This is a genomic window from Virgibacillus profundi (genome assembly GCF_002287375.1).
Lineage (GTDB): Bacteria > Bacillota > Bacilli > Bacillales > Amphibacillaceae > Virgibacillus_K > Virgibacillus_K profundi.
Genome location: NZ_NPOA01000007.1, coordinates 168,098 through 179,880, shown reverse-complemented (window position 1 = coordinate 179,880; position 11,783 = coordinate 168,098). Strand labels below are relative to the sequence as shown.

The following is an 11,783-nucleotide window of genomic DNA, read 5'->3' as shown; positions in this document are numbered from 1 at the left end:
CTGTGAAGCTGGAAAAGGCTGTGTTGGCTGTAATAACAACGAATAAAACGAAGATCTCAGGTGGTGCCCCTATTTTTATATGTGAAGATAAAAATGAACTGGAAAGTGTTGCTGCAAATCTCGAAGCAATAACAGATGGTATTGCACATGCGCTGGGCGATGAAATATTTATTATTGTGAAGCACTGAAAACAATTGTTAATATCAGCTTCTTTTGCTAGAATGAATTACAGTTAAAGAGCGTGTTCAAAAGAAGGATAAAAAGAATTGGAAAGTTCGATGCATCATTTTAACCGGATTTTTTGAACAACTTCTAAAGCAAATATCTGGGAAAAGAGAAAGGATGTTCCTTTCATGAGGAAATCTGTAGTAGCAATTGTAGGAAGACCCAATGTGGGTAAATCAACTATATTTAATAGACTTGTTGGGGAGAGAATTTCTATTGTAGAAGATATTCCCGGTGTAACGAGAGATCGAATATACGCCGAGGCTGAATGGTTAACTTCTACATTTAATCTTATTGATACTGGTGGAATTGAAATTGGAGATGAACCTTTATTAGTACAGATGAGACAACAAGCTGAAATTGCAATCGATGAAGCTGATGTAATTATATTTTTGGTGAATGGAAGAGAAGGAATTACAGCGGCCGATGAAGAAGTGACAAAATTATTATTTAAATCAAATAAGCCTATTGTGCTTGGAGTAAATAAAATTGACAATCCTGAGATGCGCGAGAATATATATGAATATTATTCTTTGGGATTCGGTGAACCATTTCCCATTTCCGGCTCACATGGTTTAGGTTTAGGAGATTTATTGGACGAGGTAGTTAATCATTTTCCAAAAAGAGAAAATGAAGATATTAAAGAAGACACGATATACTTTAGTTTAATTGGCAGACCAAATGTGGGAAAATCATCCCTGGTAAATTCATTACTAAATGAAGAACGGGTTATTGTAAGTGAAATCGAAGGTACAACAAGGGACGCTATCGATACGCATTTGCATAGAGATGATCAAGATTTTGTAATTATTGATACGGCAGGGATGCGTAAACGCGGCAAAGTTTATGAAACAACTGAAAAATATAGTGTCTTGCGGGCATTAAAAGCAATTGAACGCTCGGATGTTGTATTGGTTTTAATTGATGCAGAAACAGGAATAAGAGAACAGGATAAGAAAATTGCCGGTTATGCACATGAAGCTGGAAGGGCAATTGTTATTGTCGTAAATAAGTGGGATACAGTTGAGACGAATGAAAAAGCAATGAAAGAATTTGAAGCTAAGGTACGCGCTCATTTTCAGTATCTGGATTATGCACCAATTGTTTTTCTGTCGGCTAAAACCAAAAAGAGGCTTCATACGTTAATCCCATCAATTAAACTAGCCAGTGAAAATCATGCGAAACGTGTTCCTACAAATGTTTTGAATGATGTAATTATGGATGCAATAGCTATGAATCCAACACCAACGATCAAAGGCAAAAGACTAAAAGTATTATATGCAACCCAAGTAGCGGTTAAACCACCTAGCTTTGTTGTGTTTGTTAATGATCCAGAATTAATGCATTTTTCATACAAACGATTTTTAGAGAATAAAATCAGGGATGCATTTGGATTTGTTGGGACACCAATTAAAATTTTCGCAAGGAAGAGACAATAGAAGGGGAGGAAAACCATTGACAAAAGTTGCTGTTTTAGGTGCAGGGAGTTGGGGGACTGCTTTAAGTGTTGTGTTGGCAGATAATGGACATGATGTTCGATTATGGACACATCGTCAGGAACAGGCTGAAATAATTAATTCAACTCATAGAAATGAAAAATATTTAGAACCAGCGATCCCTGAGAGTATAAATGCTTTTTATCATCTTGAAGAGGCAATAAAGGATGTAACTGCAATCGTAATCGTTGTGCCAACAAAGGCAATACGAGAGGTTTGCAGTCATTTAAATGACGTGTTAAAGCATTCTGTAACAATTATTCATGCATCTAAAGGAATCGAACCTGTAACCCTGAAAAGAGTCTCACAGATGATTAGTGAAGAAATGAGTAAGTACAGTGAAGATGATATTGTCGTTTTATCAGGTCCCAGCCATGCTGAAGAGGTGGCATTAAGACAGCCAACAACGGTGACTGTATCATCAATTAATCAGGAAAACGCCGGAATTGCACAGGATTTATTTATAAATGAAGTATTCCGTGTTTATACAAGTCGTGATATTCTTGGGATCGAGCTTGGTGGGGCATTGAAGAATATAATCGCCCTTGGGGCCGGGATATCCGATGGACTGGGATTTGGAGATAATGCAAAAGCTGCCCTTATAACTAGGGGGTTAGCTGAAATTGCGAGATTAGGAACATCACTTGGTGCAAACCCGCTTAGCTTTTTAGGATTACCAGGTGTTGGTGATTTAATAGTAACCTGTACAAGTGTGCATAGCAGAAATTGGCGTGCAGGAAATTTATTAGGTAAAGGAAATCAATTAGATGAAGTATTAGATCAAATGGGTATGGTGGTGGAAGGTGTCAGAACAGTTAAAGCTGCCTACCAATTTGCGGAAGAGCAACAGGTGGAAATGCCGATAACCACGGGGATTTATCAGATATTATTTGAGGGGAAACCTCCAAAAGAAGTGGTTGAGCAATTAATGAACCGAACGAAGCGTGAAGAAATGGATGACCTTGCTCAACTCTTAAATGAACGTTATTCACAATAACACTAAAAACCCTCCTTGCATATAATATATTGACTTCACTTAGCAAGGAGGAGAATATGTGAATAATTTTCAAAAAGGTCTTTTTGACAAAATACAGCAAAAATCAAATATTAATCCGGATGATGTTTATAAAGCAGCTGATTCAGTTAAAAATGCTGATTTTACTGATGAAAAGACAGTGAGACAGCTTGTTCGTCATTTAGCTAAAATAGCGAATAAACCAATATCGAAGGAAAAAGAAGATAAAATTGTACAATCCATTGTTAAGAATAATATGCCAATGGATATGCAATCGTTGAATCAATTATTTAAAAAATAATGATACTTGGGCAAGTGAGGATACATTAATGCGTATACTTGCATAAAATAAATCGCACAAGCATTCATGGATAGAGCTAGCTTAGGATATTATTTAGTCAAACCGGGATGAGGTTGCCCCCTTCATCTCGGATTATTTTTGTGTTTTTCTGTAATAAATTAAATAATTCGAAAAAAACATTTTGATACTTGAAATAAAAACCATATGGTATAATACCTTGTGCAAAGTAATTGCTAGAAGTGGGAGTGAAATAAATGTCAACAGCTATGCTTAAAATGTATATATCCTTTGCAGGAATGATTCTCCTTATTTTAGCTATCGGTCTAATTTTGTTAAGCAGATATAAGCTTAAAGGCTGGTTAGCCGGAATTATCACTGTTCTTGCATACATATGCCTGGTTATAGGTGGATTAATTATTCTATACATAGTTTTTAGCGGACCAACAGGATAGGTTTTATGAGGAGGCTATTTAGTGAAACGTACATATAGTAAGGTCTTGTTAGCAGTTGTACTGGTATTTATATTAAGCGGCTGTCTATATCCCCAGAGCAAGCTTGAAAAAAATCAGCAACCTAATGAATCACAATTAGAACTTGCACAAAATGCTGTAAATCAATATAAAGAAGAGAAACAAGGACTTGTTCCTATAAAAACAAAGGCAAATGATACACCTATTTTTCAAAAATACCTCATTGATTTTACTGCTTTAAAAGAAAGTAATACTATTACTGAAATACCTGGAAATGCATATGAAAATGGCGGGATTTATCAATACACCTTAATACACCCGGAGGATAACCCGCAAGTGAAATTAATTGATTTACGGATTACTGAGGAAATAAGAAAAGTAAATGTACAATTAGATATTTTCCGAAGTAAACACACTTATCCTCCTTATGGTGAAGAGGTCAGTGATGGAATATTTACAGTTGATTACGAAAAATTGAATTTTGATTCCCACCCAGTTGTTAAAAGCCCTTATTCAAAGGAAAACCTCCCAATTGTAATGGATGTGAATGGTCAATTGTATGTAGATTATCGGATAGATCTTGCTAATGCGCTAAAAGAATATGAACATGAATATAAAGAAGGGGACGATATTCGTTATATACTGGCAGAAAATACGCCATTTGTTCCTGCATATTCCTTGCCATATACAATTAAAGACTCAGAACCCGTATTTTTTAATTAAATATAACATATTAATTCCCTTGTAACATATATTGTTGCAAGGGTTTATTTGTTTTATCTTTTATTTTTGCAGATATTAGAAACACCAAGTTTGGTCCTTTTGTTCTTTTACAAATGTTTAAGTCATAAATTGATAGGACAACATCATAGACTTGTAATGTCAATTATTCGTAGTTTGTTAAAATGCACGAAGATCGGGAGGGGATCTTTTGGAAAGAGTAGATATTTTTAAAGATATCTCAAAGCGGACAAATGGAGATATTTATCTTGGAATAGTAGGAGCTGTCCGAACAGGTAAATCAACCTTTATTAAAAAGTTTATGGAATTGGTTGTACTTCCTAATATTGAGGAAGAAAGTGAACGTGCAAGAGCACTTGATGAGCTGCCACAAAGCGCAGCAGGTAAAACCATTATGACAACAGAGCCAAAATTCATTCCAAATCAAGCAGTTACTGTCAATGTTGATGATGGTCTTGATGTAAATGTACGATTGGTTGATTGTGTCGGATATGCAGTTGAGGGTGCAAAAGGATTTGAGGATGAGAACGGGCCAAGAATGATCAATACACCTTGGTATGAAGAACCAATTCCTTTTCATGATGCGGCTGAAATTGGTACACGTAAAGTTATCCAGGAGCACTCAACAATAGGTGTGGTTGTAACGACAGATGGAACAATCGGAGAAATTCCAAGAAATGATTATGTTAGTTCAGAAGCTAAAATAGTAGATGAATTAAAAGAAGTCGGAAAACCATTTATAATGGTTGTAAACTCTGTTCGACCTACAAGTCCCGAAACAGAATCACTTCGTCAGGAATTAAACGAAAAATATGATATACCTGTTTTATCGATGAGTATTGAATCCATGACAGAGCATGATGTGTATAATGTTTTACGGGAGGCTTTATATGAATTTCCTGTTTTGGAAGTAAATGTTAATCTTCCAAGCTGGGTAATGGTTCTAAAAGAAAATCATTGGCTAAGAGAAAATTATCAGGAAGCAATCCAGGATACGGTGAAAAACATTAAAAGACTGAGAGATGTAGATCATATTGTTGGAGATTTTGCAGATTATGATTATATTGACAAAGCAAATTTAGCGGGCATGGAAATGGGTGAGGGTGTCGCAGAAATTGATTTACATGCACCTGATTACTTATATGATGAAATTTTAAAAGAGATTGTTGGAGAGGAGATACGGGGAAAAGACCACTTGTTAAAATTAATGCAGGATTTTGCTCATGCGAAACGGGAATATGATCAAGTATCAGGAGCACTCCAAATGGTCAAACAAACTGGATATGGAATTGCCGCACCTACGCTTGAGGATATGATATTGGATGAACCTGAAATAATCCGGCAAGGGTCAAGGTTTGGTGTACGTTTAAAAGCTGTTGCACCATCTATCCATATGATAAAAGTGGAAGTTGAATCAGAATTTGCTCCAATTATAGGGACAGAGAAGCAGAGTGAAGAACTGGTCAGGTATTTAATGCAGGACTTTGAAGAAGATCCATTATCCATATGGGAATCCGATATCTTCGGAAGGTCGCTAAGCTCTATTGTCAGAGAAGGAATTCAAGCGAAGATAGCGCTAATGCCTGAAAATGCCAGATATAAACTAAAAGACACACTGGAACGTATAATCAATGAAGGATCCGGTGGCTTAATAGCAATAATCCTTTAGCAGCTAATTACAAGCTGCTTTTTATTTTGGATGTTTTTTTAAGGGTTGGGATTATAGGTTCGTCCCACCGAAAAGATTTGTTAGTTTTTGTTCATAAAAGATATAATAGACGACGTAAGCGCTAGGTTGTTTTCCGCTGCGGACCGTTGCGGACCTTAGGGCAGGGCTTCAGCCTCCTCGAGAAAACCACTCTGCGGGGTCTTCAGACACGTGCTTTTCCCGCAGGACAAGGAAAGCTCCGGCAGCATTACATCGCACGAAGAAAATTGGTCTGTATTTTCGAGGAGTCAACGGTCCTCCGCTCCAAACAACCATCATAAAAGTGGATAGCGATTGTTTGATTCAATCGAGTGGTAAATTTTTTTTTGAAGTTGACAAGCATAATACCAGCGGAAGAAATATACGAAGACTCCAGCGGGAGGAAAGGCATAGGTGAGACCCCACAGTGCGTAGCACGAGGAGGCTCACCAGCCGCCCTAAGGTCCGCGAAGTATATTTCTGGAGCGGTAATTACGCACCATTCATCATCTCTAGCACTATATATCAACTGCGAAAGTTTAAAAAGCAATAAAACTTACGAAAAGAGCTTTTTTTTGAAAAACGGCAGGAATTTATAAAGAACTGTCGTATATCTATAGTGAAGTATTAATCGATGTAATGCTACCCAAGGGTTTCAACCTTTTTTAGGAATTTGTATCTAAAAATATGGGACTTTAGTATAAATTTACGTATTTAAGAAATAAATCGTAAAAAAATGGGTGCTAATTGTTGAATTTTGTAGCAAACTCGGTTAATATAAGCCTTGTCACTATTGAAATAGATGGCATTTGCGTATAAAAACTGGCAAATTGGTTAACAAATGATGATAGATTAATTATTTGTTCCAATGTCGATTGAACTTATTTGGGAGGAGGTGAATGTCATGAACAAAACAGACTTAGTAAATGCAGTAGCTGAGAAAAGCGAACTTTCTAAAAAGGACGCAACGAAAGCTGTTGATGCAGTTTTTGAATCTGTCATGGATTCACTTAAACAAGGTGAAAAAGTACAGTTAATAGGATTTGGAAACTTTGAAGTACGTGAGCGTTCAGCTCGTAAAGGTCGTAATCCTCAAACTGGAGAAGAGATCGAAATCCCTGCAAGCAAGGTTCCTGCGTTTAAACCAGGAAAAGCCCTTAAAGAAAGTGTAAAGTAATATTACATAGGGCGAAAAAGGGTGCGTCTAGGGCGCACCCTTTTTTTGTTATTATAATAAGCTATCGTCTAGTTCCGGCGCTAGAGCTAAACGTACAGGTCTGAATCTAAACGATGCTGACCGCGTGCTTTGCTTTTTGTTCTTGCATGGTCGTTGACAGGGTGTTTTTAATAATACATAGTAAAAGTAGATTGAAGTAGGAGGAATGACATGGATAACTCAAGTAAAACAGATTTTTTTGTTATTAAGGCATTGGAAGATGGGGTAAATGTTATTGGACTCACGAGAGGAACAGATACCAGGTTTCATCATTCAGAAAAACTGGATAAGGACGAGGTTATGATCGCACAATTTACTGAACACACATCTGCAGTAAAAGTACGGGGAAAAGCTATTATTCAAACGAGTCACGGGCAAATGGAAAATAATTAAGCTTTCAGAAAAAATAAATTTAAGCCAATAAACCTGCATTTGGAATTCCTTGTTATCGAACATATAAAAATTATGCTATAATAGCTAGAGCAATTAATGAATAGATGAAAAGGCTCAGGTGATTTCTTTGAATACTTCCAGTTTAGATATAAAACATCTAAAAGCATCGATTGAAGATAAAATTCAGCATACATACCTGATAAAACATATACAACAGCCCATTATTGATGAAGAAAAGCTTTTCATTTTAGCAGCTATTATAAATAATGCTGCATTATCAACCTTTCAAAAAGAACGCTATATCATTACGACAATGTTGGTACAAGTAGCTTTGGATACTCATGACTTAGTACCAAAAGCAAATGAAATAGATGAGACCAAAGAATTAAAACTGTCAAAACAACTGAGAGTATTAGCAGGAGATTATTATAGTGGACTATATTATTTACTTCTATCAGAAATTGAGGACTTCGATCTTATACATAAATTAGCATCAGCGATCAAAGAAATAAATGAATATAAAATGAAGCTCTATTATAAAGAAGTAAATTCTTTTCAGGAATACATCGATATTATAAAGAAAATAGAATCATTATTAATTCTTTATGTGGCTGAACATGTCAATGAGAATTCATTACATGACGTAACAGGTGAGTGGTTAATTACAAATAAATTAATCCAGGAAAAAGAAAATGTAAATCGTGATGGTTATTCCAATTTATTAGATAACTGGGATAACAATAATTCAAACAGCACTTATTCATCTATTTTAAATACAATAGATACCTTTATACTAAAATACACACAGACATTGGAAAAATCATTATTAAAGCTGCCTATTCATCAAAGAGCTTTAAAAACTCATATTAACTCACAATTAAAAGGGTTTCTGTACAATAATACTTCTATTGCGGAAGAAGGGTAAGCTATGACGCAGCAATCTAAAGAAGAACGTGTTCATCACGTTTTTGAAAAAATTTATAATAAATATGATTCCATGAATTCCATTATTTCATTTCAAAGACATAAAGCATGGCGTAAGGATGTCATGAAACGAATGAAGGTTGAAAAAGGATCGAAAGCATTGGATGTATGTTGTGGTACTGGTGATTGGTCCATTGCTTTAGCTAACGCTGTAGGTTCAGACGGTGAAGTAACAGGCCTGGATTTTAGTCAGAACATGTTATCCATTGCGAAAAATAAGAAAAAAGAATTAAAGCTTAATCAACTAAATTTAATTCATGGGAATGCTATGGAACTTCCTTTTGAAGATAATTCATTTGATTATGTTACTATAGGATTTGGACTTAGAAATGTACCGGATTATCTGACTGTATTAAAAGAACTTAATAGAGTGGTGAAACCAGGCGGGAAAGTGGTTTGTTTGGAAACATCACAACCAACTCTGATAGGATATAGACAATTATATTATTTTTACTTTCGATTCATTATGCCGCTAATAGGAAGACTGTTCGCAAAAAGCTATAAAGAATATGCATGGTTAAATGAATCAGCCAGAGATTTTCCGGACAAGAAGGAACTAAGGAAAATGTTTCTTAAAGCTGGTTTTTCTCAAGTCCAGGTGAAAAGTTATACTGGTGGAGTGGCAGCAATGCACATGGGCTTCAAGCAATAATATCAGTTTTAAATTAATAAACCAGTTTTAAATATAAAAAGGTGACACTTATGAAAATAGCCAAAACATATGGATTTTTAAAAAAAGATTTAGATATAATCGAAGAATCATTAAATCAGGTTATACATGCAAGACATGCTGTATTGCGTAAAGCATCTACTGAATTGCTTCAAGCGGGCGGAAAAAGAATTCGACCTATTTTCGTCATGTTGTCAGGTCAGATTGGAACATATAATCTGGATCAGATAAAAACTGCAGCAGTATCACTGGAATTAATACATATGGCAACACTCGTGCATGATGACGTGATCGATGAAGCGGAATTGCGTAGAGGTAAACCGACAATTAAAAAGTCGTATGGTAATCGAGTTGCGATGTATACAGGGGACTATATATTAGCACGTGCACTTGAAAATATAACAACATTAAAAGATGCCAGAGTTCATCATTTATTAGCTAAAACCATTGTAGAAGTATGTGTCGGTGAGATTGAACAAATCAAAGATAAATATAATTGGGATCAGAATTTACGTGATTATCTGCGCAGAATAAGACGTAAGACGGCTTTGCTAATTGCTACAAGCTGCAAATTAGGTGCTATCGTATCAGAGGTTTCCGAGATAGATGCAAATAAATTATATCAATATGGTTACTACATAGGAATGTCCTATCAAATAATTGATGATATTCTTGATTTTACATCTTCTGCAAAACAATTAGGCAAGCCTGCTGGAAATGATTTACTTCAAGGAAACCTGACAGTGCCTGTACTTTATGCTATGAATGATAAATCCTTTAATGATTTATTAAAGAAAACCTTCCAAGATCCGGATAATGTATCAGAGAATGATCTCACCAACTTGCTGAACGCTTTAAAGAATACAAATGGGATTGAGAAATCCTATAAGCTTAGTGACCTCTATTTACAAAAAGCGTTAAAAGTATTGGAAGGATTACCGAATAATAAAGCAAAGTATACGTTACAGGATATCGCGAAGTATATTGGCAAGAGACGCTCATAATATATATTGGCGAATTATCTATTGTTATTTTTCTAAATATTTGATAGAATTTTTAAGGTCGGATAAATGATACATACATACGAGGGGTGCAAACAATGGAAAAAACGTTCTTAATGGTAAAACCAGACGGGGTACAAAGAAATTTAGTTGGAGAGATCGTAAAAAGATTTGAAGCTAAAGGTTTTAAATTAGCTGGAGCAAAACTTATGGTAATTTCCGAAAGCTTGGCTCAAAATCATTATGGTGAACATAAAGAAAGACCTTTTTTTGGGGATTTAGTTGAGTTTATTACTTCCGGGCCTGTTTTTGCAATGGTTTGGGAAGGTGAAAATGTAATTAAAACTGCACGTGATATGATGGGTAAAACAAACCCGCAAGAAGCTGCTTCAGGTACGATTCGGGGCGATTATGGAATGACTGTTGGCAAAAATGTGATTCATGGCTCTGACTCAGTAGAAAGTGCTGAAAGAGAAATTGGATTATTCTTTGACAAAAGTGAAATTGTCGACTACACAAAACAAGACAGTACTTGGATTTATTAATATGCAGGACAACCCCCGTTTTAAAAGCGGGGGTTTTTATAAAAGGGCTGCTCTCTAACGGATTGGGAAAGTGCACTACAGGTCCCACCGAAGTGAATTGCTGTTTTTGCCACAAAACATACAAAAAGAGCTCTAAAACAAATAGATCAAGAGAAAGAGGCGTATGGAGTGGGAGAGGAATATATTGATTTTATGTCGCAAATTAAGCATAAACTCGGGATTGATTTGAATTTATATAAAGAAGCACAAATGAAGCGCAGACTTACCTCGCTAAGGAATAAACGGGGCTATCTTGATTTTTCCTCCTATTACAAAGCACTGAATAAAGAGGAAAATTTATTAAAAGAGTTTGTTGATCGCCTGACAATTAATGTATCTGAATTTTACCGAAACCCAAAAAGATGGGAAGTATTAAAGAATAAAGTTTTGCCACAGTTACTTAAAAACAGCAATAAACTTACACTGTGGAGCGCAGCATGTTCAACAGGGGAAGAGCCATATAGTCTTGCAATTATGGCAAGTGAACACTTTCCAAATGCCGATATTAAAATTTTGGCAACTGATATTGATGATAATGTTCTAAGTAAGGCAAGTCAGGGTTTTTACCCGGAGAAGGCTTTAAAAGAATTACCTCCATCCTTTAAGAAAAAGTATTTTACTGTGAAGAATGGTTTTTATTCTGTCAACGATTCATTAAAACGGCAAATAACATTTAAAAAGCACAATCTACTAGCTGATAGCTATCCGAAAAATATTGATTTAATTGTCTGTAGAAATGTTCTGATATATTTTACGGATGACGCAAAAGAAATTATATACCAGCGTTTTAGCAATGCCTTAAAAAAAGAAGGTGCTTTATTTGTTGGAAGCACCGAACAAATTTTCAGTCCAAATCAATATGACCTATCATTGCTGGATACCTTTTTTTACCAAAAAAGCTAATTTTAAACTCTTGTTCGACAGATAAGGGTTTTTTATTTTCTTTCTTTAAATTCCACCCATAATGATGACATTTATGATATAGTTATTAGAAAAATTA

The 11,783-nt window shown here is 35.4% G+C and carries 14 protein-coding genes; all 14 read left to right on the top strand.

Annotated elements, in window-relative coordinates; all coding sequences use genetic code 11:
- The first annotated feature begins 2 nt into the window (after positions 1-2).
- Entirely contained in the window at positions 3-188 is a 186-nt protein-coding gene (locus tag CIL05_RS11655) for a capping complex subunit for YIEGIA (RefSeq protein ID WP_095655712.1), read from the top strand.
- Positions 189-353: 165 nt separating this feature from the next.
- On the top strand, positions 354-1,664 hold the full coding sequence (gene der / locus CIL05_RS11650; protein WP_095655711.1) for a ribosome biogenesis GTPase Der: 1,311 nt from the start codon (positions 354-356) through the stop codon (positions 1,662-1,664).
- A 16-nt stretch (positions 1,665-1,680) separates the two neighbouring features.
- Positions 1,681-2,718, top strand: a complete 1,038-nt coding sequence (locus CIL05_RS11645) for an NAD(P)H-dependent glycerol-3-phosphate dehydrogenase (protein ID WP_095655710.1) — start codon at positions 1,681-1,683, stop codon at positions 2,716-2,718.
- A 58-nt stretch (positions 2,719-2,776) separates the two neighbouring features.
- On the top strand, positions 2,777-3,037 hold the full coding sequence (locus CIL05_RS11640) for a stage VI sporulation protein F (RefSeq protein WP_095655709.1): 261 nt from the start codon (positions 2,777-2,779) through the stop codon (positions 3,035-3,037).
- A gap of 254 nt (positions 3,038-3,291) precedes the next feature.
- Positions 3,292-3,489, top strand: a complete 198-nt coding sequence (locus tag CIL05_RS11635; RefSeq protein ID WP_095655708.1) for a DUF2768 domain-containing protein — start codon at positions 3,292-3,294, stop codon at positions 3,487-3,489.
- A 21-nt stretch (positions 3,490-3,510) separates the two neighbouring features.
- Positions 3,511-4,230, top strand: a complete 720-nt coding sequence (locus CIL05_RS11630) for a YphF family lipoprotein (protein ID WP_095655707.1) — start codon at positions 3,511-3,513, stop codon at positions 4,228-4,230.
- Positions 4,231-4,438: 208 nt separating this feature from the next.
- Positions 4,439-5,917 (top strand): stage IV sporulation protein A, encoded by a 1,479-nt coding sequence (gene spoIVA / locus CIL05_RS11625; protein WP_095655706.1) that lies wholly within the window; start codon positions 4,439-4,441, stop codon positions 5,915-5,917.
- A gap of 922 nt (positions 5,918-6,839) precedes the next feature.
- The gene (hbs, locus tag CIL05_RS11620; RefSeq protein ID WP_095655705.1) at positions 6,840-7,112 is read left to right on the top strand and encodes a non-specific DNA-binding protein Hbs; all 273 of its coding nucleotides are present in this window, start codon (positions 6,840-6,842) and stop codon (positions 7,110-7,112) included.
- Between the two features lie 210 nt (positions 7,113-7,322).
- Positions 7,323-7,544 carry a trp RNA-binding attenuation protein MtrB gene (gene mtrB / locus CIL05_RS11615; RefSeq protein WP_095655704.1) on the top strand — a complete coding sequence of 74 codons (222 nt, stop codon included), beginning with the start codon at positions 7,323-7,325 and terminating at the stop codon, positions 7,542-7,544.
- 127 nt (positions 7,545-7,671) lie between these two features.
- Entirely contained in the window at positions 7,672-8,469 is a 798-nt protein-coding gene (locus CIL05_RS11610) for a heptaprenyl diphosphate synthase component 1 (RefSeq protein ID WP_165769113.1), read from the top strand.
- Between the two features lie 3 nt (positions 8,470-8,472).
- Positions 8,473-9,180 carry a demethylmenaquinone methyltransferase gene (locus CIL05_RS11605; RefSeq protein ID WP_095655702.1) on the top strand — a complete coding sequence of 236 codons (708 nt, stop codon included), beginning with the start codon at positions 8,473-8,475 and terminating at the stop codon, positions 9,178-9,180.
- A 50-nt stretch (positions 9,181-9,230) separates the two neighbouring features.
- Positions 9,231-10,202: a heptaprenyl diphosphate synthase component II gene (hepT, locus tag CIL05_RS11600; RefSeq protein ID WP_095655701.1), complete on the top strand. Its 972-nt coding sequence runs from the start codon at positions 9,231-9,233 to the stop codon at positions 10,200-10,202.
- Between the two features lie 95 nt (positions 10,203-10,297).
- Positions 10,298-10,744: a nucleoside-diphosphate kinase gene (gene ndk, locus CIL05_RS11595; RefSeq protein ID WP_095655700.1), complete on the top strand. Its 447-nt coding sequence runs from the start codon at positions 10,298-10,300 to the stop codon at positions 10,742-10,744.
- A 168-nt stretch (positions 10,745-10,912) separates the two neighbouring features.
- Positions 10,913-11,686 carry a CheR family methyltransferase gene (locus CIL05_RS11590; protein WP_276245343.1) on the top strand — a complete coding sequence of 258 codons (774 nt, stop codon included), beginning with the start codon at positions 10,913-10,915 and terminating at the stop codon, positions 11,684-11,686.
- The last annotated feature ends 97 nt before the right edge of the window (positions 11,687-11,783 follow it).

Bases quoted from the DNA above. Each gene is read 5' to 3' on its own strand.
- hbs (WP_095655705.1), top strand. From the start codon at position 6,840: ATGAACAAAACAGACTTAGTAAATGCAGTAGCTGAGAAAAGCGAACTT.
- CIL05_RS11605 (WP_095655702.1), top strand. From the start codon at position 8,473: ATGACGCAGCAATCTAAAGAAGAACGTGTTCATCACGTTTTTGAAAAA.
- CIL05_RS11635 (WP_095655708.1), top strand. From the start codon at position 3,292: ATGTCAACAGCTATGCTTAAAATGTATATATCCTTTGCAGGAATGATT.
- hepT (WP_095655701.1), top strand. From the start codon at position 9,231: ATGAAAATAGCCAAAACATATGGATTTTTAAAAAAAGATTTAGATATA.
- der (WP_095655711.1), top strand. From the start codon at position 354: ATGAGGAAATCTGTAGTAGCAATTGTAGGAAGACCCAATGTGGGTAAA.
- ndk (WP_095655700.1), top strand. From the start codon at position 10,298: ATGGAAAAAACGTTCTTAATGGTAAAACCAGACGGGGTACAAAGAAAT.
- mtrB (WP_095655704.1), top strand. From the start codon at position 7,323: ATGGATAACTCAAGTAAAACAGATTTTTTTGTTATTAAGGCATTGGAA.